Below are 24,316 nucleotides of genomic sequence, written 5' to 3'. Positions count from 1 at the left end.
CTCATCTTTTAAGCCCTTTTTAGCGCCTTTCAGCACAAAAAAGCCGCATCGAAAGTTCACAAGGAACTATTTCGATGCGGCTTAAAAGGTTTCCTGCCTACTTTCTTAATTCTGCGGCAAAAGATTGTTCAAGCTCGGCAACAACTTTGCCGTGCAGCTCGGTCACTTCTTCATCGGTCAGCGTACGGTCCGCATGACGGTAAACGAGCGACAAAGCAACGCTTTTCTTGCCGGCTCCAAGCTTCTCTCCAGTAAATACGTCGAACACTCGAACGGACTCCAGCAATTCGCCTGCAACAGCCCAAGCAATTGCTGTCAGCTTCGCTGCCGGAACCGCCTGTTCAAGCACAACGGCGATATCGCGCTGCATAGCAGGGTAACGCGGAAGTACCTTGTATTCGATGGCGGTATCAGCCAGCCCATACAATGTGCCCAGTTCTACCTCTACTACGTACGTATCGGCAAGGTCGCTTTCATGCTGCAAAGTCGGATGCAGCTGGCCAACGTAACCGATCGTTTCCGGTCCATGAGCGGTATCCACGATAACCGCAGCCGTTCTGCCAGGATGGAAGTTCGCAGGCTGAGCCGATTCGTAACGAACCTTCGAGGTCAAACCAAGAACGTCAATCACGGTTTCCAGAACGCCTTTGGCATCGTAAAAATCAACCGGCTCGGCTTTGCGGTTCCACTGCGCGTCTACGCGGTTGCCTGTAAGCAATACAGCAAGGCGCTGCTTCTCCTCCGGAAGACGCGTAAGCTGCTCTTCTTCCGTATGGAAGACGCTGCCGATTTCGAAAATAGCGGAAGACTCATTTTTACGGTTGCGGTTATACGTTGCTGTTTCGATCAGCTGAGCAATCAGCGTAGTACGGAGAACGCTGCGGTCCTCGCTCATTGGCATAGCCAGCTTCACCGCTTTCAGATCCTTGCCGGTCAGCTCAGGGAACAGCTCGGTGCGGGAAGGACCCGTGAACGAATAGCTGATCACTTCGTAAAGACCTGCATCGGTCAATCTTCTGCGCAGCTCGCGGCGGATCGTCTGCGGCTTGGTCAGCCCGCCAGGCGTCACGTCGCCGTGAATTGGCGTAGTAGGAATATTGTCATAGCCGAACAACCGGGCTACTTCTTCAATCAAGTCAACATCGCGCGTAATATCGCCGCGGCGCGTCGGCACCGTTACGGCGAACTGGTCATTGGCGTCGGATAGACGGTAGCTGAAATGCAGACGGTCAAAAATTGTCTGAACCTCAAGACGCGACAGCTCCGTTCCAAGGTAACCGTTGATTTTGTCCAGCGTTACTTCTACAACGGCAGGCTCCGTTTTTGTAACTACCGCTTCAACGATTCCTTCCGCCACAAGACCGTCGGCAAGCTCGGCAATAAGAGCAGCCGCGCGGTTCAGTGCCGGAATAACGCGGGCCGGATCCACTTCCTTCTCGAAGCGGATGCTCGATTCCGAACGAAGGCCAAGCTGGCGGGAGGTTTTGCGGACAGTACCGCCGTCGAACTTCGCCGACTCCAGCAAAATGTTAACCGTCTTGTCGTTAACTTCGGAGCTTGCTCCGCCCATGACGCCAGCCAGGGCTACAGGCTTCTCTCCATCCGTAATAACAAGCATTTGAGGCTCGAGCGTACGTTCCTGGTCATCCAGGGTTACGATCTTCTCGCCTTGCTTCGCCAAGCGAACGTCAATTCGGCCTGTCGTAATGGCATCCGCGTCAAAAGCATGCAGCGGCTGGCCATATTCCAGCATCACGAAGTTTGTTACGTCAACCACGTTGCTGATCGGACGGACTCCCGCTGCGATCAGGCGGTTTTGCAGCCATTGCGGGGATGGGCCAATCTTCACGCCTTTGATGTAACGCGCGCTGTAATGCGAGCATTGCTCCGGAGCGCTGATCGATACGGCAATATGGCTGTCCGCACGGTCTGCCGCATGGTTAACGGCTGGTTCGGGGATGCGCACTTCGCGGCCGGTCAAAGCACCAATCTCGTGAGCAACGCCCAGCATGCTGAGGCAGTCCGAACGGTTAGGCGTCAGATCCAGCTCAAGCACCTCGTCGTTGATGCCAAGCACTTCGCCGATTGGCGTGCCAACCGGAGTCGATTCCGGAAGCACGAGAATACCCTCCTGCTGCTCTTTCGGCAGCAGCTTGTCGTTAATGCCAAGCTCCTTCGCCGAGCAGATCATGCCTTGCGATTCCACGCCGCGCAGCTTCGCGCGTTTGATTGCGAAATCTCCCGGCAGCTTCGCGCCGATCATCGCAACCGGCACCTTTTGGCCGGCGTCCACGTTTTTCGCGCCGCATACGATTTGCAGCTCTTCGCCTGTACCGACATCGATCTTGCAAACGCTAAGCTTATCGGCATCCGGATGCTTCTCGCGGGATTTTACGTAACCGACAACAACGCCGGAAACCCCTTTATTCAAGGATTCCACGCTGTCGATCTCGATACCGCCGCGCGTCATTTTTTCGGCTAACTCTTCGGCTGTGTAGCCTGTCAAGTCAATATATTTATTTAACCATTGGTAAGATACTTTCATCGCTTGTTTCCCCTCCCTTTACATTCTCGCGAATTGGCTTAAGAACCGCTGATCGTTCGTGTAGAAATGACGGATATCGTCGATGCCGTATTTCAGAAGCGCGATACGTTCTACGCCCATGCCGAACGCAAAACCGCTCACTTCCTTCGGATCGTAGCCGCCCATCTCGAGAACGCGCGGATGCACCATGCCGCAGCCGAGAATTTCAAGCCAGCCGGTCTGCTTGCACATCCGGCAGCCATGGCCGCCGCACTGCACGCAGGTTACGTCAACCTCCGCGCTTGGCTCCGTGAACGGGAAGAAGCTTGGGCGAAGACGGATTTGCGCCTGCTCTCCGAACATTTGCTGTACGAACTGCAGCAGGGTGCCCTTCAGGTCGCTCATGCGAATGTTAGGACCAACGACAAGGCCTTCAATCTGATTGAACATGAACGAATGCGTAGCATCGTCATCATCGCGGCGGTATACTTTGCCCGGGCAAATAACCTTGATTGGTTTGCCGTTCATTTGCTGCATCGTACGGACCTGAACCGGCGACGTATGCGTGCGCATCAAAATGTCTTCCGTAATGTAGAACGAGTCCTGCATATCGCGGGCAGGATGGTTCTTCGGCAGGTTAAGAGCTTCGAAGTTGAAATAGTCGGTCTCTACCTCGGGACCTTCGGCAATGGAGTAACCCAAGCCTACGAATACGTCTTCGATTTCCTGCGCAACTTTGTTCAACGGATGTACCGCGCCTGTCGGCAAAGCTTTGCCCGGCAGCGTTACGTCAATCGTCTCCGCGCGAAGACGGTTTTCCGTCTCGGCAGCGAGGAATGCGTTTTGCTTCTCGTCGATTACGCCTTCGATTGCGGCGCGAACATCATTGCCCACCTGCCCGATAACCGGACGCTCTTCCGCGCTGAGGCCGCCCATACCGCGCAAAATCTCGGTCAGCGCCCCTTTTTTACCCAAGTACTTCACACGCAAATCATTCAGCTGCTGCGGATTATCAACCTGCTGCAGCTCTTGCAGCGCTTCAACGCGCAATGCTTCCAAACGTTCTTTCATCGTAAAATCTCGCCTCCATTGTGGAATTTAAAACAAAATAGCAACAAAAAAAGGCCTTTCTCCCCGCAAGGGACGAAAGACCGTGGTACCACCCTAATTTGGATTGCCCATAAAAAAACAGCAACCCCTCAAATCCCGTTAACGGCGGGAACCGGACCTTCCCTAATGCGCCTTCAGCCATTGGCGGCTAGAAGCGGTTCAGGCGTCTGCTCCGGAGTGAACTTCGGCAGCCTAATCCCGTAAAGACGCTCGCAATCCATGGCGTCTTCTCCCTGTACGGAAGCTCTGCTTACTTATCTCCATCAAAGCTTTCATCTTTTTTACACTTGGACACAATAATCTATATTATATGCATTTCCTTATTTCCTTGCAACCATTCGCTGCTTGGCAAGTTTATTTTTCGAGCATCCCCTGCTCATAGGCATACCGGGTAAGCTGCACGCGGTTATCCAGATGCAGCTTCTGCAAAATATTTTTCAAATGGTTCTTGACCGTATGCTCGGATAATCCGAAGGCAACCGCAATTTCTTTATTCGACTCTCCTGTCACGACCCGTTCAAGAATATCCTTCTCACGCGCGGTAAGCGGCGTTGTCATGGCCGAGGCATCACCGGCATGGCCGGGTTTGGAGCCGGTCTTTGCCGGCTTTATCCCGTTTGAGGCAGCCGAAGTAAACTCCTGCAGCAGCCTAAAGGCAATTTCCTTCGACATCGGCGCTTCGTCATCCACAACAGCCCGGAGATATTCTCTCCATGCGGAAGGAGAGAGATTTTTGAACAGATAACCTTGAGCTCCCCGTTTGATCGCTTCGAACAAATGGGTAATGTCGTCGGAGACGGTCACCATGACAATCTTAAGGGAGGGATAGAGGTATTTCAACTGCTGCGTCGCCTCCAATCCACCCATGCCAGGCATGTTGATGTCCATCAGCACCAGATCGGGCAGCACATCATCGATTCGGGCAATTGCTTCTTCGCCGCTAGCCGCTTCGCCAACCACCATAAATTCCGGATCCGCTCCGATAATTTCCCGCATGCCTTCCCTTCCGTGGGGATGATCATCCACCAAAAACACGCGAATATGCCCGTTTGCTTCACTCATTCCCTTCACCTCCGGATTGAATACGTACCGTTGTTCCTTCTCCCACCGCGCTTTTTATGTCAAACAGCCAGCCCATCTGCTCTGCGCGGTCCCGCATCATACGGATGCCGTATCGGTCCTTCGCGTCTATCTGACTAGGGTCAGCCCCTACCCCGTTATCCTTTATTTCGCATACAAAATCCTCATCGCCATGCTGCCGGCTAATGACCTGAACCTCGGTCGCCTGCGCGTATTTGCGGACATTCATAAGCGCTTCCCGAATGATCGACTGCAGTTCGACCAGCTGTTTGTTGGATAATACGCCTTCCGGCAGCTGCCAATCGAGCTTTGCGCGAACGCCGCTGTTTTGCAACAAATCGTTCACTGCGCCATGAATAGCGGTCAGCCACGAATCATCTACGACAACTGCGGGAGACTGCAGATTCGCGATCGACTGCCGGACATCCTCGTACACATGCTTAACCGTCTGCCGGATTTGAACAGTCGTATCCCTTGCATCATTGCCAAGCTCCATATGCTCCAGCTTATCCAGCTTAACGGAGAGCAGGAATAACGATTGAGAGATGCCGTCATGAAGCTCGCGGGCCAGCTGTTCACGCTGCTGAAAGGAAGCCTTGGACACCCGTTCCCGTTGAAGAGCTTCCTGCGTCTGTTCCAGCTTGCCGAACAGTCCACGCAATAAAGTTAACGTAAACAGAAACACAAGAGCCGGCGCCAGAAAGTTGCCCAGCTCCATTGAAATATACGGAAGCAGGAAGACATGCCGGACGTACTCCCATAAACCAACAACAATAGTAGGGATCCATAATATTAAAAATTTCAGAGATTTGTAGGACATTTTTGCATCTCCTAAAATGAATTATCACACAAGCAGCTTAAGAGCTGCTCGTGATGATTCATGCTTCGTAAGCATTCGCTTAATGAATTATCACACAAACAGCCTTTGGGCTGCTCGTGATGATTCATGCTTCGTAAGCATTCGCTTAAATAATTATCACACAAGCAGCTTAAGAGCTGCTCGTGATGATTCATGCTTCGTAAGCATTCGCTTAATGAACAGTCACACATAACTAATGCGATAAATGATTAATGCGGATAACATTTCCCGGGTAATCGCCTATTTGACTCCCCTCCAAGTGTACTAGACACCTTGCGAAAGAACAATTCGTATAAGAATCCCCTGCCGCGAGCACAATGAAAATGAGAGAGGAGGAATACCAATGACCAACAATTATTTCAAGCTTGCTGAGCTTGAGGGGCATACGGAAGCACTTGAAGAAATTCGACAGTTAGAACAAAAGCTCACCGACCAGATGGGCTCAACAATCAGCTTAATCGCTTACGAGTCCGAGGACGATCATAAGTAGAACCTATTACGCCTCCATTTTTGGCTTGGGGGCGTTTTTCTATTGACAGGCAACTCATTTTCAATTATTTTTGTTGTACATACAAAATAGAGTTCATCAAATCGCAAGGAGGGCATAGGATATGACAAAAGACATCGATCCGGCAACAGCCGCGGAAATCGAAGAACAAGTGGAAAATCCCGAGGCTTTCCTGCATACCTGCTTATATTTTACGGCGAACCGTCTGAGCAGAGCGATTACCCGAATGGCAGACGATGCTTTTGCTACAACGGGACTTGCACCCGGTTATGGCTATGTCATTCGTCTCAGTGTCGCCAAGCCCGGCATTACGCAGAAGGAATTATCCGAAAAGCTGTATATTACCCCCTCCACCCTAACCCGATTTATTGATAAGCTTGAAGCCAAACAGCTTGTTGAACGCAAGGTGCAAGGGAAAACCGTTCTGGTCTATCCGACGGAAAAAGGCCGCGAGCTGGAGCCAACGATTCGTGCCGCCTCCAAAAAGCTGCTTGAATCTTACCAATCGATTCTTGGCAATGAAGCTGCAGCGCAGTTGACGCTATCTCTGGAAACGACAAGCGAACAGTTGGAGAAATAACAGCTAGTTTGATTTGTTTTTTAACAGATGCGATTTCGGTTTGTAACGGTTAAACCGCTATAACTTATACTGCTGCCATAGTTCCTTAACCGGAACTTTTTCATCTTTATACATTTGTATGTACAAACAAAATAAGTCGAGGTGTGACATGAATCAGGTCAAAAGCAAGTTCTATTACGGGTGGATAATCGTTCTGCTCACCTTTGTTACCCTGCTGGTATCGGCAGGCATTCGTTCCATGCCAAGCGTTTTGATGATCCCCTTTCAAGACGAATTCGGCTGGAGCCGGGGAGAAATCTCCAGCGTAGCATCCATCGGCATTTTACTATATGGTCTGGTTGGCCCGTTCTCCGCTGCCCTGCTGCTGCGCTTCGGCATCCGCAAGGTTGTGCTTATCGCTCTAGCCGTGCTGGCCGCAAGTCTAGCGGTTACGCCGTTCATTAACGCGTTGTGGCAGTTCGATCTGCTGTGGGGCCTTGTCTCCGGACTTGCAACCGGCATGATGGCGAACGTGCTTGGCATTACCGTCAGCAATCTGTGGTTTGTGAAGCGAAAAGGGCTGGTTGTCGGCATGCTGACAGCAAGCGCCGCTGCCGGACAGCTGTTGTTCCTGCCGCTGCTTGCCAAAATGACCTCCGATTACGGCTGGCGCTCCGCCATGTACACGGCTGTTGTTGGTATCGTGACGGTGTTTGTGCTGGTTGCCATCTGGATGAAAAATCATCCTTCCGATGTGGGTGCCGCTCCTTACGGCTCGGATGAAATCGTTAAGCCGGCGCCATTCCGCGGCAATCTATTCCTGTCTCCTATCCGGAATCTTGGCTATGCGATGAAAAATAAAACATTCTGGCTGCTCGCCGGCACCTTCTTTTTCTGCGGCTTCTCTACAAACGGCCTGATCGGCACCCATTTGATAGCCGCCTGCGGCGATCACGGGATGGTGGAGGTTGCCGCTGCGGGGCTGCTCGCGATGATGGGGATCTTTGACCTTTTCGGCACCACGATTTCCGGCTGGTTGTCCGACCGCTTCGACAGCCGCTGGCTGCTGTTCTGGTATTACGGGCTGAGAGGGTTGTCACTGCTGTTCCTTCCTTATGCGCTTAACGCTACTCCGGCTATGCTTGTTGTTTTCTCCGTATTCTACGGCCTGGACTGGATTGCGACAGTACCGCCAACCGCCAAGCTCGCCGGAGAAACCTTCGGCAAAGAAAAGTCCGGCATGATCTTCGGCTGGATCGTGGTTGCCCACCAGATCGGCGCTTCAACCGCTGCATACGGCGCAGGCGTTATGCGCGACTGGCTTGGCAGCTACTCGCAGGCTTTTGTTATCGCAGGCTTTACCTGCTTCTTCGCCTCCCTGATGGCAATCCGGGTAAAAAGGCATCTGGCGGAGCGCAAGGACATTACGCTTCAAGCTTAATCATATAATTGCAAAAAACCTCGGGCAGCTCCTTGGATAAGGAGTGTCCGAGGTTTTTTGGCGATTAGCTGTTTTCGTTTCCAACAGTATTGGGATTAAGCAGCCTAACCGTATCTCGTAAACACAAACCAGGGGGTTTTGCCGCAGCACTGGGGAATCAAGGATAAACATTACCTTATTGAGCTCACCTGACGTACTATCCACCTATTCACTAACCCACGCTTGTTCCGCTAACGAAACTACGTATTCTTATTTGGTAAAAATCAGCTTATTCCGGAAGCTAACGAAACTTGGTAACGCTATTTGACTCAATATGGGCTGGAATCGGCAAAAAGTGACCGGATAGCGATATGAGGTTTCGTTAGAAAATCAGAAGCCTCCATTTTGGGCTAATAGCGTGTTGTAGTTTGGTTAGGTGTCCTAAGTGCATAAACTGCCATCCGCTATTTTCGTTCTAACGCAAATCGCGGATACCATAACCGTATGGGATTTCGCCAGCGAGAAATAACGGAAAAAGTACCATCCGTATTTCCGCTCTTACGATAAAAATCGGATACAAATATATCCGATTTTTACGTTTTACACTCTAAATTTCTCAATCTGCAACTGAAGCTGTTCCGCCATCTGGGATAGAGATAAAGCCGCGCCTGAAATATTTTTCATCGACTCCATCTGTTCCTCCGCGGAGGCCGATACCTGCTGGGAACCGGATGCCGTATGCTCCGACACCTCCGTGATTGCTTTCATCGATTGCACCATCTGCTCGGCACCCGCCGCCATTTGCTGCACGGAAGAGGAAACCTCCTGGATCTGGGAAGATACGATATTAACGGACTGCTGGATCAAATCAAAGGATTCGCCAGCCGAGTTTACCATCCCAAGTCCGTCGCTAACTTCGTTTGTTGCCGTATCCATCGCTTGTACCGCTCGAAGCGTCTCCTCTTGAATGGAAGCGATCAATCCGGAGATCTGCTGCGCCGATTGACTCGACTGCTCGGCCAGCTTTCTCACCTCTGTTGCTACGACCGCAAATCCTCGCCCATGCTCGCCTGCTCTTGCCGCTTCGATAGCCGCATTAAGCGCAAGCAGATTGGTCTGCGAAGAAAGCCCCGTAATCACGCTGCTGATTTGCCCGATTTCCTGGGAGCGTTCACCAAGCCCTCCAATGACTTGAGACAGTCCGTAAACCGTACGGGATATCGCACTCATCTGTCCGATAACCGTCTGGACGGAAGCCGTCCCCTCGGCAGCCTTCGAATAAGCATCCAGCGTAGTATCCGACACAACCTGGGTATTGCGGGCAATTTCCTGCGCTCCGGCTGCAATTTCGGCAATCGTCCGGGATGCTTCTTCTACCGTATTGAACTGGGTCTCTACCCCGGTTACGACCGAAGACATCGTAACGGCAATCTGCTCCGTTGCTCTCGAAGTCTGGTCAGCGCTTGCCGTCAGTTCTTCGGCCGATGCCGCTACTTGGCTTGCATTCGTGTTGACCGTCTGAATCAGCTCACGAAGATTGCGGCGCATTCTCTTGAAGGAGGCGGCCAAATCTCCGATCTCGTCTATATTTTTTACGTTCAGCTCCGTTGAGGTTAAATCGCCAGCCGCTATTTTTTCCGCAGCCTTTGACAGCTCTACTACCGGCCTGCTAATTTTCCTGCCTATGTATATCGCAACCGCAAGCCCGATCAGAATAGCGGCCAACCCCAATGCCAGCATCGAGATTTTTGTGCTTGCTGCCTGGTCTGCCGTCTCCTGATGTCCCTTTTCCATAACCGTCTGCTGATAATCCGTCAACTCGTCCATCTTGCTGTCGAAAGCGGAGGAAATCTCATGCCCCTGCTTGGTTACGAGCTCCATGTATTCATCGGTCTTATTCTGATCCTTCAGTTGGATCTCCTGGGCGGCGACCTCATGGAACTGGCTCTCCAGCTCAATCAGCTGCTCAAGCAGCTCCTTTGCTTTCGGAAGCTTCGTGATGGCGCTCAGCTCCTTGCTCAGCTGCAGGAAGCTTTCATGGGCAGCATTGAAATTTTGCGAGGAGGAATCGTCCTTCAGAATCAAGTAGCCTCTTGCGCTAAGCTGTTCTTTTTTGATGGCTACGTTTAGCTCCTGAATCATGATCAGCTTCTTCGCCTTGTCATCAATCAGCTTGCCATAGGCCTGATCAACAGTCGTAATTTTGGAGTAACCGATAAATACGATTGCGGTCAAAACGATAAGCACAGCCAAAAATCCCATAAATAATTTCCTGCTTACGGTTAGCTTCATAACTACACCTCTTATTGTAATTGGATACATACACGGCTGCGGATTTTATAAAAGTTCGTAAATTTTCGTTTTATTCCACTCCTTCCATAAATTAACGACATGAACAGTCCTTATTTTAGGAGATTTGGCCTATTTTGATCTAGTACAAAATCTGGGATTTCTACATTTTTGGACGACATAAAAAAGAGAACGTACCAAAAGGCACATTCTCCCGTTCAAAACTTTATCGTGTTATTTCAGAAACTTCACCAAATCCAGCTTAACTTCTTCTACCCATACATCCGTAATTTCAGCATCTCTAAAGTATTTCCAGGCTTCATAATATACCTTTGTCATATAGACGGATACATCATAACGTCCCATAGGGAATGTGACTTTATAACCTTCAAAAAACTCTCCCGTGATCCCATCTTCAGTCATAGCTAATCTCTCCCCTAGCCCTAGATCATACCTCTACATCATATCTAATTCTAGGAGATTATGTGATTCCAGTCTAGCAGTAAATTTACATTTCATGAAAGCTTTGGTTTAGTGGTCAAGTTGTTTAGATAATCCGGCCATGATGAACCTGGAACGGCTGAACAGCCACGGTCTGACGGCCAAATATAGACCCAGCCCTCAAGCTTTGAATTCTTGTCGTCCTGGACCCAAACCCGCTCGTAATCATTGGCTTCCTCGATGCCGGAAAACTCCTCCAGCTCGTCGAGTACAGCTAGTCCGGCACGGTCGATCGTAAGCCATAACCCTTCAATAACCGCACCGTTCGTTCTGGCCGACTGATCCCTGACTGCAGCCGGATAAGCTCCGACGTCCACCAGTCTGCCCGCGATCATACCGCTCCTGCTGTCTATAAGGAAGGGAGCTATGACATAATGATTGACCAGACCCGGAAGCAATGAGCCATATGCAAACACGGTAATCTTGTCGCGAATAGACATGCGTTATGCCTTGCCCGGCGCCTGGAGAGTAATCCCCTCTTTGATTAACGCCTCCCGGATACGGGAAGCAAACAGAGCCGCATGAAGGCCATCGCCATGCAGGCAAATCGTGTCAGCTTGTACGTTTACCGAAGCACCTTCCGGCGTAAAGGCAATTCCTTGCGCTGCCATCGCTACCGCTTGAGCGGCCGCAAGGTCCGCATCATGCAGAACGGCTCCTTGCTTGCCGCGAGGAGCGAGGCTTCCGTCCGGCTCGTACGCCCGGTCCGCAAAAACCTCGGATGCGGAGGACAGGCCGTATTGCTTGGCTTCAGACAAGAGCAAACTGCCGGATTGTCCGTAAATAATAAGCCTGTCATCAACAGCCAAGGCTGCTTTGACAATCGCCTCAGAGACCGCTTTATCGCGGTTAGCCATATGGTAAAGGGCTCCATGCGGCTTTAGGTGAGCCATCTCCCCGCCTAATGCCCGAACAAAAGCCTGCAATGCGCCAACCTGATACAAAACAAAATCATACACCTCGGATGCGGTTACCTGCATCTCCCGGCGGCCAAATCCGAGCCGATCGGGCAGGCCGGGATGGGCGCCAATTGCGGCGCCCGCGGACAAAGCCTGCTTCACGGCCGTATGCATCGTATGCGGATCACCGGCATGAAAGCCGCAAGCGATATTTACGCTAGTTATAAAGGGCAGCAGCTCGGCATCCTGCCCGAAGGAATAGCTGCCGTAGCCTTCTCCGAAATCACAGTTGAGATCAACCGCGCGATGAACCATGCTTATGTCTCCTTTCGGTATTTAAGGCCAGCGGCTTCGGATCGCGGCGGCCAGATAGCGGATATCCTGCTCGCGCCGGCGATCCAGCCGCTGCGCTTCGTCTAAGGTAACAGGCTGGAACCGGATCGTATCACCCGGTTTCGCCTGGGCCGCGAGCGGCATGTCGACCGTAGCGACATGCGCGATTTTGGGATAGCCGCCGGTTGTCTGGCAGTCGGCGGCCAGAATGATCGGCCCGCCGCCGGGCGGTACCTGCACGGCACCGGGCGTTACCCCGTGCGAGAGCAGCTCCGCACGGGACTCTCTTGCCAGCGGGGTGCCGATCAGGCGGCACCCCATGCGGTCCGAGGCGGGAGCGACGGTATACCGCTCCCGGAAGAGCGCTTCACGGGCAGCTGCGCTGAACTGCCCGTGCTCGCTCCCCGGCATCGCGCGAAGCACGATGCCGTCTTCGCCGTCGCCGCCGCCGTAGGCACCCGGCGGCGCGAACCATGGCGCGGCCGCCCACGGCAGGCGGCGGCCCGCGCCTTCCGGCGCTGTCGCGGCGGAGGCTTCGCCCAGCCGCGACAGCGCCGTTGCCCATGCGGCTGCCCACCGGGACGGGGCAGCTGTGCCCTGCGCCGCGCCGCAGGGCAAGGCGTCGCCGGCGGCAAGGCGCCGCCCGGCGAGCCCGCCCAGCGCGGCGCGCACGTCCGTGCTGCGGCTGCCAAGCTCGCGCGGCACGCCAAAGCCTCCCGCTGCCGCCACGTAGGCGCGGCAGCCGCTTACGGCGCGGCCAAAGCGCAGCACCGCGCCGCGCGGAACAAAGACCGGCCGCCACATCGGCAGCTCTTCTCCATCAATGGTTGGCTCCAGATAAGCTCCGCAAACGGAAATAAGAAGATCCGTATCCACCTCCAGCTCAGGTCCGATAAGCGTTACCTCAAGTCCCGCTTCCCCTTCCTCATTGCCCACCAGAAGGTTGGCCATCCGCAGCGCATACCGGTCCATCGCCCCTCCGGCAGAAATGCCCGAGGAACGGTAGCCTTCTCTCCCCGAATCCTGAATCGTAGTCGACAGGCCGGGTTTTAACACCTTCATTCCCCGGAAGCTCTCCGCTTCGCTTTTGTTTACGGTACTCCCGTTTATGCTTCGATCCGTCATTATCGGATGTCACCTCCGGTTACGGGAATAAAGCGGACGCGGTCGCCCGCGCGAAGCAGCACAGGCTCACTGCGTTCCTTATCAAACATGCAGATCGGCGTATAGCCGATTATCTGCCAGCCACCTGGCGAAGCAAGCGGATAAATCCCGGTCTGTTTCCCCGCAATTCCCACAGACCCTGCCGGGACAATAGAACGCGGTACGGCCTTTCGCGGCTGCTCTAGCTTCTCCGGCAGCCCGCCCATATACGGAAAACCCGGCATAAATCCAATCATCGCCACGGTATACTCCACCCTGGAATGCTCCTCGACGAACTCCGCCGCCGTCAGCCCCGAACGTTCGGCTGACTCCCCCAGGTCCGGACCGTATTGACCTCCATAATACACAGGAAGATCAAATCTGCGGCCTTTACCTCCCCGTTCCGAGGCTGCTTTTCCATTCTCGATCAAACTCCGCAGCTTCCGTTCCGCGAGGTGATAAGGCAGCAGAACGTCAGCCTCCGGCCCTTGCTCAATCTCCCGCCACAACATAGCAGGATCATACAGGACGGTAACCGTCTCGTAAGCCGGTACAATATCAATCACCCAAGCTTCGGCTTGCTGCTTCAACGTCCATGCAAGGTCGGCCATCTGCTTCCATCCGTTCGCTCCCTGCGTATCCTGCTGGAGGACAAGCGCGCGGTCGCCAAGCGGTGTTACGTGAACAGACATGATTAGCACCTCCGGCTCTGCTCTTTTGTTCAGACAATTCCCTTTCATGCGCTATATCCTATCTATTAATGCTTTTAGCTCGTTTAGATCATGAATAACGTAATCAGCCTGGACAAGTTCATCCTCCCGCGCAAAATCAAAGTGACAACCTACCGCCGTCAAACCATTGTCTTTTGCCGCGCGGATATCCGATAACCTGTCGCCTACTACTGCCGCATGCGATATTCCAAACTTCTCCATAATCGTTTGAACCAGGTCGGATTTATTTAAAGAATCAATTTGCTCAATGCTGAACGTCTCCGTCACCCATCGATCTAACTGGTAGTAACGCACAATCGCCTTCAAATACTCCGTCAGCCCGTTACTTGCTATGTAAATGGAACAACGCTGCTCCTTGAGATATCGAAAAACCTCCTCGACATGAGGATACAAAGCTCCTTTTCCGCTATTGATATTATGAATTAATCTTTGCAGAAAGTAAGCATCCGTCTCTTCCCTATCCGCCATGGAATGATCGGGCAGCAACGCTTCCCATACTTTCGGCAAAGGCACGCCCATAATTTCGCGGTATTTTTCAATTGGCGTTTCATTATCCCACTTATGAAGGGATCTCAATCGGTTATAAGCATCCTCAAGCGAGATCTCCAGAATCTTATCGGTCTGAAATAAGGTGCCGTCCATATCGAAAATAAGTGATCGAACCATTTGCTTCTCTCCTTTTTCTCTCGTTTCCATTGGCCTTCCAAAAATGGTTTTCCCCATATTAACACGAAGCCCCTATCTGATCCAACAGGACCAAATAGGGGTTTTATCCTTTATCTTATTGCACGTACCGGTTGATGACTTCAACCAGCAGATCATTAAGCAGCTTTGTCTCGTATTCGCCTACGGCCGGTTCCAGATGATCACTGCCAATGCCGCTGTCGTCGGTCAAGAACAGATAAGTGCCACCGGTTGCGACGGCCGCAAACCGCAGCAAATATTCCGTATCCGCATCAACGCCGCTTGAAGCAACCGGGATAATGCGAATCCCCGCCTTTGCCGCGTCTGCAATTACGCTGTGCATCTCCTGGATAATTTGGGTCTCGTGATGAGGCGGTGCATCCAGCACAAGAAACAGAAGCCTTGCCCGCGCGTTCTCGCTCCACTTATGATCGCTGACCGCGTTGCGCATGGCCTGCTCTACCGCTTCCGGATAATCACCGCCGCCTTGTGCTTTTTGCATCGCAATAAGCTTTACCGCCTGATCGATATGGGTTGTAAAAGGATTCGCCTTCACGACATAATCATCATGAATATCCCGGTAAAAATTCGTGCTCATCCGGATATCCAGCTGATTGGCATGCTTCTCGCCAACCCTGGTAATCACATCGTTCAGCTCGGCTTCCAAATAATCCATCTCGTCTTGCATGGAGCCGGTTGTGTCCATCACAAACATGACGTCTACCTGATTCGAGGCTGGCAGTTCACCGTCGAGGTCTACCTTCAGGGCTCCTTGACCGGGCACCTCGATGTTGGATACCTTTTTCTTCTGCTGGTCGGCCATTACTTCAACCGAATAACGCGTTCTCTGATTTTGCTGCCCGTTATCCTTGAACAATCCCGCGAATACAAATGCATTCCCCTCGGCATTTGTCTTGGCTTCCCAGACCGTCTGATTCTGCTCCCCGATAAGCCTTACCCTCGCATCGGATACAGCACGGCCGTCAGAGGTCACCGATACTTCCAGCCGGTTAAAATATTCAAAGCCCCAATATGCGGAGCTGCCACTGCCTTCATAGCCGTTAAGCAAGTTATTGAACCGTTCCCACGCGGCAAGATCATCCCACTCGCCGGCGGTTAGCTGGCCTGCCTGGATAGGCGCGTCGGTCCGCCCTTGACGGCGCACCTCTTCCCGGTGCGATTCGGGCTCAACAGCCCTATCCTCAACCCGGTTACCCAGGCCATCCGCTGAAGATTCGGCTTTGCTGCTCTCCGTCCCGCGATCCGGAGCTGCCCGGTCGGCCGCGTTATTGTTCCGGTTAGACGAACAGCCGGCCAGAATAAGCAAGATAACAACCATTGAAATGATCATGGACATGAGCTTGCTTTTCGCCTGATTTTTTATCATTTTCCATAACCCCCTTTATTTTCTAATTAGACGCAGAGACTTGGGGGATTGTTGCATTAACAGGCAATCAACATTACAATCAAAAGCAGGCATCCCGGCTGAATATCAGGCCGTTTTATGCCAGTTCATGGAGGGCTGCAATAATGGAAACTATTCAACTTAAAGGCATTGAGATTGTATACCAGCAGCAGATGAAGGAGCTTCTGTTCCAATCCGCTGAGCTTGTGCTGGTGTCGGATTACGGTTCGAGGCTATGGTACGTGGACGTTAACGGAGTAAAAGATACCGAGCTGCTTCAGTGGTTTGGGCAAAGCGAGGATATCCGGGTCGAATTATACGCAACGGCAGCCGACGGACGAGCCTTTAACGGTACAGCCTATTTGCATCCTAACGAGCCTCATCAGGCCGCTGCTATCCGGGGCGACGGCGAGCTGCGCGAATCCTAAGCTTCTTGTACATATGGAAGGAGAACGAGAACAACATGACAATTACTTCAAGATTGGTTACCAATGAACAAGATCTGCAGGCGGTCTACGACATCCGCAAAAAAGTTTTTGTGGACGAGCAAGGCGTACCAGCCGAGAACGAATACGACGAATTCGAGGAATCGTCCAAGCATGTCCTGGTCCACTACAACGATGAGCCGGTTGCTGCGGGCCGCGTAAGAGTAGTTGACGGAGTAGCTAAGCTTCAGCGCATTTGCGTCCTTGCTTCCCACCGCAAATACGGACTTGGCCGCGCTGTTGTCGAAGCACTTGAGTCTGTTGCCCGCGAAGACGGCCTCAAGGAAGCGAAGCTTAACGGCCAGACGCATGCCGAAGCCTTCTACTCCAAGCTCGGCTACAATACCGTCTCCGACGTATTTCTGGAAGAGGGCATCCCACACGTTACCATGAAAAAAACGTTATAAGATCCCGTCCCGCCTAGAAGGGGCTGCTGTTTCCAGCAGCTCCTTTCTTTTTGTCTTTCCTCGCCTCTATTCACTTTCCCTTTGTGCTTGTCTATCTGTCCTTTCATCCCTAACTTACCTCTCTTCACTTGCCTTCTCCATTCCCAAGCACAAAGGACTAAGGGTCACTTCCACCCCCCTAAGCTGCTCCTCGCAACTCACACTTCATCTCTAACGAAACCTGGTAACCTTATTTACTCAAAATGACTGCCTCGCGCATTCTAACGAAACCTGATAACGCTATTCACCCGATTTGCCCTCGTATTCCCTTCAAAATAAGCAAATAACGTTATGTAGTTTCGTTAGATCTTCAAACCGGTCAATTTAGATCAAATAACGATACTACGTTTCGTTAGCATTCCATAAGTTTCTTTTTTTCTTTTGGAGCAACCTACAGGCTCGGAAAAAGTCTGCTTTGCCGCAAGTCGCACTTTATGCTTTTGTCCCGGCCCGGCGCCTGAAAACCACCAGGCGCCTCCACGCCCCAACCACAAAGGGGCTGCCTATTATTAAGGCAGCCCCCTTTGTGGGAAGAGTGCGAAGAGAGGGTGCGAAGAGAGTGAGATGTATCTCCTGGAGGAGCGCAGCGTCTGCCTTTGCCAATCTGAATACTCGTTAGCCGAGTAAATTCAAATATTCAGATTGGCAACAGCAGCACCGAATTGTTATCGGGCGAACTGCTCCGATCACAATTCGGTGTGCCGAAGGCGATACATCTCATGTCCTGAGCATTACCCCGACCTGAGCATAGAACTCCTCCCGCAAATTAAAAGGCTGCCTTAAACTAAGGCAGCCCCACCATTATTTGCTATGAGCGACTTCCGGAGTCGTCAGACGATCGTAGAAGTCAACGCATTTATCTTTGTCTTCGGAATCGCGAAGCGCCATAGCCGAGCGTGGATGCTCATCCAGCATGCCCGTGATCATGTAAGGAATAATGTAGCCCCACTCTTCCTTCTCGCGGAGAGGAATCATGTATTTCTCGATCATGTCGAGAACCGGACGCACATTGTATTTCGCATTTTGAAGGTTAGCGACAAGCAGCTCCGTGTTGCAGTTGCCTGCAGCGCGGCCCATGCCGTATACGGAAGCATCAAGCAGCTCTACGCCTTTTTCCGCAGCAAGCAGCGTGTTTGCGAAGGCAAGCTGCATGTTGTTATGCGTATGGATACCAAGGCGTTTGTTAGGCAGATGATGCTGGAATTTCTCAATCAGATAGCTGTAGTCGTTAGGCTTCAAGCTGCCGTACGAGTCTACGATGTAGACAACGTCCACTACGCTTTCCTTGATCAGTTCGAAAGCCTCAATCAGCTGGTTCTCCATAACGTTGGAGAGTGCCATGATGTTAAGGGTTGTTTCGTATCCGCGTTCATGGAACAGTTGAACCAATTGAAGAGCTTTGTCTACATCCTGGATGTAGCAGGCTACGCGGATGAGGTCGAGAAGGCTCTCGCTGCGCGGCAAGATGTCATTCTCGTCTACGCGACCGATATCGACAAGAGCGGACAGCTTGGTATTGCCTTTGTTAGGGATGACTTGCTTCAGGAAGTTGTCATCCAGGAAACGCCAAGGGCCAGCCGTATCGGCGCCTTTCAGCAGCTTAGGCGAGTTTTTGTAGCCGATTTCCATATAGTCTACGCCGGCTTCGTTCAATGTATTATAGAGATGTTGAACGAATTCAACGCTGAAATCCCAGTTGTTCACAAGTCCGCCGTCGCGGATCGTACAATCGACAATTTTACAATGACTAGTTTTCGAGTTCATGTCCTACTCCTTCTGGTTCAATTATGTTACATCCAATCATACTTGAAATAGATGCGGAACGCAAAATAATTTTGTCGTTTTTTGGATGCGCTTCAGGCTTCCTTCAACAGCTTTAGAGCCGTCTGGCGGTAGTTTTTCTGGAATTCCTTCACCTCTGGCAGCAGCTGCGTTCCAGCAGGCCCGCGCATCATAGCAACATCACCCGACTTCGCCAATATCTCCAAGAACCGGCTCGCCATAATGCCGGTAACGGTATCCGGATTTTCCGTTGCGACCTTTAGATAGCTTGATTTCACTTCCGGCATCAGCTTCAAATTGCTTGAATCGAAAATGGGCGTATTCGAAAGTCCGTTTATATACATTCTCAAATAAGTATCCAGATAGATACTCTCGACCTCCGTATATTCCGGGGAATCCGCATATTGCTTCAGGAAGGTCTCGGCCATCACCGCTCTGCTCGCTAATTCGTTCCACGTAATAACAAGCCCGGCGTCCATGGCAGCCGGATCGCTCGATTCCGCAGCTTTCAAGGCGATATAGCTGTTTAACGGCTTGGACAGATACATGCTGTATTTCTGCTGGTTGCTGTAGTCCACGATCGGATAGATGGTTCCTTCTACCCATACCAGCTTGTAACCGCCGGACAGCTTGGTCACCACAAGCTGCCTGATCGCTTCGTCGGTAATAGACGCTGCGTTCGCTGAGGTAATCGGCCAATCCATCTCCGTCAGCACATTTTGAACATTATCGCCAAAAAAGGCTTCCTGGGAAGTCTGCAGATCCTTCGCGTAAAAGGCGTACAGCTCCCTTACCATCTGGTCCGCATTATTCTGCCCTGCTTTGTTCAAATTCTCGTTCAGGAAGGATACGATATCGGAAGCTTCCTTTGCCGTGCTGACCACCGTCTTGAATTTATGTATGAGAGCATCCTGATCAGAGCTTTTCTCAACGGCTTCCGTGGCTGCAGGTTGCTTGATAGCCCGGTCAGTCCGGACGGCATTATCATTCTGTTCCGCTTTGCTGCATCCCATTAATCCGATCACGATGCAGACGGTAAATAATCTATATAAGGATTGTTTTAGACGAGAGTTCATATGCACCCAACCTTCCGTTCCATATAGTGTATGCCAGATTGAGCATATCCATTAGACGACAGGACAGATCGATTGGTTTCGGTCAAAGCGCAAAAAAAACAGGCCGACTGCTCGGCCTGTTCCTTATTTTACCGCTAGCTCCCGTTCGAAATGACCGGAACGGGCAACCTTGGTCGATAAATATTTCTCATTATGAACGGATGCCTCTCCCCATAACGGTACGCGGGAGGTGATGTTCATCCCCGCATCGCGAAGGGCTTCCACCTTGCGCGGGTTGTTCGTAATGATGGATACCGGCGCTTGACGAAGAAGCTTCAGGACATCGATAGCTTCGCTGTAATCGCGTGCATCCTCGGCAAAACCAAGCTCAAGATTGGCATCTACCGTATCAAGGCCTTCCTCTTGAAGCAGGTAAGCCATCGCTTTGCTAAACAGGCCGATTCCGCGTCCCTCATGGTTGGCCAGGTAGAACAATGCGCCTGTTCCGTTAGCAATAATCATCCGCATCGACTGCTTCAGTTGGAAGCCGCAATCACAACGCTGACTTCCGAAGATATCGCCGGTATGGCAGATGCTGTGCATACGGATTAGCACTTCTTCCTCATGCTCGAAGTCGCCGTAGACCAGAACGCTCGACTGTTGGAAGTCCGCATAATGAACTTGATTAAGCTCCGTAATCAGTTCTTCCACGGATTCGCTCTTTTGAATATCGCGGCGGAGCCAGCTGTACCACTGGAATGTTACGGTTTCCCCGTCCAGCTCGACCGGGAGTTTGATTGGACCTACGACATGGATCGCATGATCGCCATTGTCGATGGTTTTAATTTTATTTTTTAATATCGATAAGATATGTTCATTAGACATGTTTACCGCACCTTCTTTTTAGCTGAATAATAAACCACGAATAATTGACCAAATTCTTGCAGTAGATACCAGTATATTGAGAATTATGCCATAGCGCAACAGGCTGCTGGTCCATCCTCACATTAGCCCATATAGGCCGGAGTGAGATATCTTCTTCAGATTTATTCGTTACTAATAGTAACTAATTATAATTTCATAATTAAGTGACGTCAAGTTACAAGCCTAACAAAAGTTTGCTTGTATTCATTTAACAATGTGACTATAATGAAATGGAAATGAACCAGAGGTGATCGTTATGGAGCAATCTGACCTTTGTCCGCGCGTGCAGAAAGGGATGGATCTCATTGGAAAACGTTGGATTGGCCTGATTATCTATCAGCTGTTAGCCGGCCCGCAGCGTTTCTGCGCTGTTCAAGCCGCGCTTCCGATCAGCGGCAGGCTGTTATCCGAACGTTTCAAGGATTTGGAAAATGAAGGAATCGTCACCCGCGTTGTTTATCCGGAAATTCCTGTCCGCATCGAATATTCCTTGACGGAGAAAGGCCGTGCCTTGGAGCCTGTCGTAAGGGAAATTGAGAAGTGGTCACAAGAGTGGATAAGCTTGGAGGGACAGGCGGCCCTTTCTGAATAAAATAAGTTTTGGTAAAAGCTTGTCTTTCCGATATGGAAAGGCAGGCTTTCTTTATTTATTCTATAATGATTACCGCCCCTTAATTATAGAACGCATGTTCGCAATGTTCAATAGAATTTACAAAATCTTTTTCTAACCGAATATCTCTATTTATCTTCCGGAAGCAGAGGCAGCAGCCTGGCATCCTTCGTAAACCATAACCGATAACTGATCAAGCTGAGCACCATTGCCGTCATTGCCGCGGAGGATGCCAGTACAAACATAATGAGGATCTGATAGCGTACCGCTTCTATCGGATCTGCTCCTGCCACAATCATCCCTGTCATCATGCCGGGCAGCTGTACCAGTCCAACCGTCTTCATGCCGTCTAATGTCGGAATCATGCTGGCCCTGACGGAGCGCCGCAAGGAACCGTGGACCGCCTGCTTTTCCGTTGCCCCAAGGGCAAGGAGCATCTCCATCTCTCCCCTAGCCGTCTCCATCTCTCGCTTCATCTGGTTCAAGAGCAAGCCGCATACGATCATCGAGCTTCCAATAATAATACCGCTGACCGGAATGATATATTGCGGTGTTGGCTCTATAATGCCAAGACCAAGCAGAATCGCCATCGTTCCCCCTTCCGTGCAGGCCAGTGCAATAGCGATCCGGCTGCGGATCCCCCGTACATGCTTCGCCTTCGCTCCCGCATTCCATGAGGCAACCATAATCATGCATACAATAATAATGATAATAAAAGCCGGGTGGCTTGTTTCGAAAACGAAATGAAGAACGTAGCCGATAAACAGCAGTTGAACCGCCGAACGTATCGTGCCAATCAGAATTTCCCTCTCCAGCCCAAGCTTCTGTTTCATGGAGATTAAGGCCGCGACCGCAACAAAACATAAGGTGCATAAGAGGGCAATGTTGTTCATGGCTCTTCCCCCTTTGCGCCTTGCATGCTGCGAATAAACAGTCTCGCCTGTTCCGTAGCCGGATTTCCGAAAAACATCTCTGTTGCGCTTCTCTCGAGCAAGCTTCCCTCTGCCATAAACCAGACCTGATTGCTGATCAAGCGTGCCTGATCCAAATCATGCGTGATCCATAGGTATGCTCGCTCCAATCCGTCGGCCCGCCGGGATACCCAACCCATAAGAAGCTTCTCGACGCTTCTCTTGCTTGCGGGATCAAGCGAGGATGTAATTTCATCAAGCAGCAGCAGCTCGGGATGAAGCAGCAGGGAACGGACAAGCGCAAGCCGCTGCTGCTCCCCGCCCGAAAGATCCAAAGCCTGCTTGTCCCAATCCATTTGTCCGAGACCAACAGCTTCCATATAGCGGCGGGCCAGTTCTTCTTCAAAAGGCTTGTTATGAAGCTCGCTGACCGTACGGAGATTGTAAGCAACCGTGCCGCTTCGCATGACCGGCTTCTGGGCTACGTAGGTAACCTTTTTGCGCCAGCTTTGCGGCTTGCATTCCGTAGTTGTCTGCCCATCCAGACGAAGAGCGCCGTTATCAAAAGGCTCCAGCAGCGAAAGGATGCGAAGCAGCGTGCTTTTCCCTTGGCCGGAGCCTCCAAGCAGAACAATCCGGTCTTCCGGACGAACCTCTGCCGTAACGCCGCTGAACAGCCATTCATCGCGATTATCGAATTTTGATTTTGCCATTTCATCTACCTGCAATACGGTCACCTATTCATCCTCCAATACAGCCCGGTTTAAAAGAAGGAAAGGATGATGCCGACGATAAAGCCGCATACCGCGCCGTTCACCCTGATCCATTGCAGGTCTTTGCCGATCTTCTGTTCCAGCATCTGAACAAGCGCCTGATCATCCATTTGGTTGACATTATCCCGGACAAGCACGCCAATCCGGTAATGGTTCTTCTCAATCCAGCTGACCAAATAAGCGAGAATGGACTGCTCCCAGCGATTGATCACCTCTTCCCTGCTCTTCGCTTGCTCTACCAGGAAGCGGAAGGCTTTAACGAGTATGCGTCCCCCGTTCAGGCATTCCTCCTCCAGCTTATCGAGCAGCAGTTGGCGGAGCTCTTCCAGACGAAGATGGATAAACCGTTCTATTCCAACGCTCTCCGCGCCGGATTCCAGTCCAGCCTTCAAGCGGGCCATCAGCTCCTCATTGGAAGACAGGGCCAAAGCATGCTTTTTCAATTCATCCAGCAGTTTCTGCCTGTTCGGATTGCCCGGCGTGCTAAGCTCCTTAATACTCGAGAGCAGCATACCTTGAATGATAGGTCCCAGCTTCTCCGGACTCATAAAGCCAACAAAAGCTTGTACGGCAAAGCCCATAAAGCCGCCTACCTGCAATTCTTCCATCTTGCTGTGCGCCAGTCTTCCGAAGAATTGCTCGGTCTCCCGCTTCTTCACCCATTCCTGTCCTTGCACCAGGACAAAATCCAGAGCCTTTTCGTCCCAGCCGTCATAGACGAATTTGTCGGTCAGCTTGTCTACGATCGGAACGATATCCTGCTTGCGGATATAATCCACGGCGAGCTCCTGAATCTTTGCGCTCAGCTTCTCTAACGGAACCTGTTCAAGCGAGGACTGGGCAAACCGAAGGACCCCAACCCGTAATTTACGCTTGCCGACCAGTCCGGTAAGGCCCGAGGCCAATCCTTTGAACAGCTTCAGCTCCTTCAGCTTTTTGCTGATGCTTTCCTTGTTCAACAGCTCGTTTTCCATCGCCGATATAAGAGAATTGACGATTTTGTCCCTGTTCTTCAGCAGCAGGGATGTATGCGGAATCGGGATGCCGAACGGATGACGGAACAAAGCCGTAACCGCAAACCAATCCGCAATTCCCCCGACAAGACCCGCTTCAAAGCCGCTCTCGAGGAGCCGTGTCCACCAATTGTCCGGCAGCCACAGCCTGGTTACGATAAAGCCGATAAACATAATGGCCAATGACAAACTCGCGATGTATCTTGATTTCATAGTAGCTGTAGTCCTCCTGTACCGTTTGCTTTATACTAATTATACCAGATAACGTTAGG

At 51.5% G+C, this 24,316-nt stretch carries 23 protein-coding genes and 1 pseudogene; 6 read left to right on the top strand and 18 right to left on the bottom strand.

Annotation, left to right across the window (positions count from 1 at the left end):
• Positions 1-97: 97 nt before the first annotated feature.
• The 4 genes from pheT to PJDR2_RS07200 all read right to left on the bottom strand — a co-directional run bounded on the left by pheT (position 98) and on the right by PJDR2_RS07200 (position 5,534).
• The gene (gene pheT / locus PJDR2_RS07215) at positions 98-2,545 is read right to left on the bottom strand and encodes a phenylalanine--tRNA ligase subunit beta (RefSeq protein ID WP_015843006.1); all 2,448 of its coding nucleotides are present in this window, start codon (positions 2,543-2,545) and stop codon (positions 98-100) included.
• A gap of 18 nt (positions 2,546-2,563) precedes the next feature.
• On the bottom strand, positions 2,564-3,595 hold the full coding sequence (gene pheS, locus PJDR2_RS07210) for a phenylalanine--tRNA ligase subunit alpha (protein WP_015843005.1): 1,032 nt from the start codon (positions 3,593-3,595) through the stop codon (positions 2,564-2,566).
• Between the two features lie 393 nt (positions 3,596-3,988).
• The gene (locus tag PJDR2_RS07205; RefSeq protein ID WP_015843004.1) at positions 3,989-4,696 is read right to left on the bottom strand and encodes a response regulator; all 708 of its coding nucleotides are present in this window, start codon (positions 4,694-4,696) and stop codon (positions 3,989-3,991) included.
• Positions 4,689-5,534, bottom strand: coding sequence for a sensor histidine kinase (locus PJDR2_RS07200; protein ID WP_015843003.1), 846 nt, complete (start codon positions 5,532-5,534; stop codon positions 4,689-4,691). The genes PJDR2_RS07205 and PJDR2_RS07200 overlap by 8 nt, the downstream gene beginning before the upstream one ends.
• A gap of 382 nt (positions 5,535-5,916) precedes the next feature.
• On the opposite strand from PJDR2_RS07200, the gene PJDR2_RS33090 reads away from it, so the two are divergent.
• The 3 genes from PJDR2_RS33090 to PJDR2_RS07190 all read left to right on the top strand — a co-directional run bounded on the left by PJDR2_RS33090 (position 5,917) and on the right by PJDR2_RS07190 (position 8,081).
• The gene (locus PJDR2_RS33090) at positions 5,917-6,063 is read left to right on the top strand and encodes a hypothetical protein (RefSeq protein ID WP_015843002.1); all 147 of its coding nucleotides are present in this window, start codon (positions 5,917-5,919) and stop codon (positions 6,061-6,063) included.
• A gap of 121 nt (positions 6,064-6,184) precedes the next feature.
• Positions 6,185-6,661, top strand: coding sequence for a MarR family winged helix-turn-helix transcriptional regulator (locus tag PJDR2_RS07195; protein WP_015843001.1), 477 nt, complete (start codon positions 6,185-6,187; stop codon positions 6,659-6,661).
• A gap of 148 nt (positions 6,662-6,809) precedes the next feature.
• Positions 6,810-8,081, top strand: coding sequence for an MFS transporter (locus PJDR2_RS07190; protein WP_015843000.1), 1,272 nt, complete (start codon positions 6,810-6,812; stop codon positions 8,079-8,081).
• A gap of 579 nt (positions 8,082-8,660) precedes the next feature.
• Here the strand turns inward: PJDR2_RS07190 and PJDR2_RS07185 are convergent.
• The 8 genes and pseudogenes from PJDR2_RS07185 to PJDR2_RS07150 form a co-directional block, all read right to left on the bottom strand.
• Complete coding sequence (locus tag PJDR2_RS07185) at positions 8,661-10,352, bottom strand: methyl-accepting chemotaxis protein (RefSeq protein ID WP_015842999.1); 1,692 nt, start codon at positions 10,350-10,352, stop codon at positions 8,661-8,663.
• Positions 10,353-10,583: 231 nt separating this feature from the next.
• On the bottom strand, positions 10,584-10,772 hold the full coding sequence (locus PJDR2_RS07180; protein ID WP_015842998.1) for a hypothetical protein: 189 nt from the start codon (positions 10,770-10,772) through the stop codon (positions 10,584-10,586).
• A 92-nt stretch (positions 10,773-10,864) separates the two neighbouring features.
• A complete protein-coding gene (locus tag PJDR2_RS07175) occupies positions 10,865-11,290 on the bottom strand; it encodes a gamma-glutamylcyclotransferase family protein (RefSeq protein ID WP_015842997.1) in 426 nt (141 codons plus the stop codon).
• Positions 11,291-11,293: 3 nt separating this feature from the next.
• Positions 11,294-12,064 carry a 5-oxoprolinase subunit PxpA gene (locus tag PJDR2_RS07170; RefSeq protein WP_015842996.1) on the bottom strand — a complete coding sequence of 257 codons (771 nt, stop codon included), beginning with the start codon at positions 12,062-12,064 and terminating at the stop codon, positions 11,294-11,296.
• 21 nt (positions 12,065-12,085) lie between these two features.
• A complete protein-coding gene (locus tag PJDR2_RS07165) occupies positions 12,086-13,144 on the bottom strand; it encodes a biotin-dependent carboxyltransferase family protein (RefSeq protein ID WP_015842995.1) in 1,059 nt (352 codons plus the stop codon).
• A gap of 62 nt (positions 13,145-13,206) precedes the next feature.
• Positions 13,207-13,917 carry a 5-oxoprolinase subunit PxpB gene (pxpB, locus tag PJDR2_RS07160; protein WP_041613331.1) on the bottom strand — a complete coding sequence of 237 codons (711 nt, stop codon included), beginning with the start codon at positions 13,915-13,917 and terminating at the stop codon, positions 13,207-13,209.
• Positions 13,918-13,968: 51 nt separating this feature from the next.
• Positions 13,969-14,685: pseudogene (locus PJDR2_RS07155) on the bottom strand (HAD family hydrolase); the annotation flags it as partial.
• Between the two features lie 52 nt (positions 14,686-14,737).
• Positions 14,738-16,027 (bottom strand): VWA domain-containing protein, encoded by a 1,290-nt coding sequence (locus PJDR2_RS07150; protein ID WP_015842992.1) that lies wholly within the window; start codon positions 16,025-16,027, stop codon positions 14,738-14,740.
• Positions 16,028-16,170: 143 nt separating this feature from the next.
• On the opposite strand from PJDR2_RS07150, the gene PJDR2_RS07145 reads away from it, so the two are divergent.
• Positions 16,171-16,473 carry a hypothetical protein gene (locus PJDR2_RS07145; RefSeq protein ID WP_015842991.1) on the top strand — a complete coding sequence of 101 codons (303 nt, stop codon included), beginning with the start codon at positions 16,171-16,173 and terminating at the stop codon, positions 16,471-16,473.
• Positions 16,474-16,508: 35 nt separating this feature from the next.
• The gene (locus PJDR2_RS07140; RefSeq protein WP_015842990.1) at positions 16,509-16,937 is read left to right on the top strand and encodes a GNAT family N-acetyltransferase; all 429 of its coding nucleotides are present in this window, start codon (positions 16,509-16,511) and stop codon (positions 16,935-16,937) included.
• Positions 16,938-17,777: 840 nt separating this feature from the next.
• On the opposite strand, the gene PJDR2_RS07135 is transcribed toward PJDR2_RS07140, so the two are convergent.
• The 3 genes from PJDR2_RS07135 to PJDR2_RS07125 form a co-directional block, all read right to left on the bottom strand.
• Positions 17,778-18,740 carry an aldolase catalytic domain-containing protein gene (locus tag PJDR2_RS07135; protein WP_015842989.1) on the bottom strand — a complete coding sequence of 321 codons (963 nt, stop codon included), beginning with the start codon at positions 18,738-18,740 and terminating at the stop codon, positions 17,778-17,780.
• A 92-nt stretch (positions 18,741-18,832) separates the two neighbouring features.
• Positions 18,833-19,834, bottom strand: a complete 1,002-nt coding sequence (locus PJDR2_RS07130; RefSeq protein WP_015842988.1) for a hypothetical protein — start codon at positions 19,832-19,834, stop codon at positions 18,833-18,835.
• 123 nt (positions 19,835-19,957) lie between these two features.
• Positions 19,958-20,698 carry a GTP cyclohydrolase II gene (locus PJDR2_RS07125; RefSeq protein ID WP_015842987.1) on the bottom strand — a complete coding sequence of 247 codons (741 nt, stop codon included), beginning with the start codon at positions 20,696-20,698 and terminating at the stop codon, positions 19,958-19,960.
• 295 nt (positions 20,699-20,993) lie between these two features.
• Here PJDR2_RS07125 and PJDR2_RS07120 point away from each other — a divergent pair, with 295 nt between their 5' ends.
• Positions 20,994-21,329 carry a winged helix-turn-helix transcriptional regulator gene (locus tag PJDR2_RS07120; protein WP_015842986.1) on the top strand — a complete coding sequence of 112 codons (336 nt, stop codon included), beginning with the start codon at positions 20,994-20,996 and terminating at the stop codon, positions 21,327-21,329.
• Between the two features lie 146 nt (positions 21,330-21,475).
• Here PJDR2_RS07120 and PJDR2_RS07115 read toward each other — a convergent pair whose 3' ends face one another.
• The 3 genes from PJDR2_RS07115 to PJDR2_RS07105 are packed head-to-tail and all read right to left on the bottom strand — an operon-like array spanning position 21,476 to position 24,257.
• Entirely contained in the window at positions 21,476-22,240 is a 765-nt protein-coding gene (locus PJDR2_RS07115) for an ABC transporter permease (RefSeq protein ID WP_015842985.1), read from the bottom strand.
• Positions 22,237-22,995, bottom strand: coding sequence for an ABC transporter ATP-binding protein (locus PJDR2_RS07110; RefSeq protein WP_015842984.1), 759 nt, complete (start codon positions 22,993-22,995; stop codon positions 22,237-22,239). The genes PJDR2_RS07115 and PJDR2_RS07110 overlap by 4 nt, the downstream gene beginning before the upstream one ends.
• Positions 22,996-23,021: 26 nt before the next feature.
• Positions 23,022-24,257, bottom strand: coding sequence for a DUF445 domain-containing protein (locus tag PJDR2_RS07105; RefSeq protein WP_015842983.1), 1,236 nt, complete (start codon positions 24,255-24,257; stop codon positions 23,022-23,024).
• Positions 24,258-24,316 lie beyond the last annotated feature (59 nt).

This window comes from Paenibacillus sp. JDR-2, assembly GCF_000023585.1.
In the GTDB taxonomy this organism is placed as follows: domain Bacteria; phylum Bacillota; class Bacilli; order Paenibacillales; family Paenibacillaceae; genus Pristimantibacillus.
This window is presented reverse-complemented; position numbering and strand designations above follow the sequence as displayed.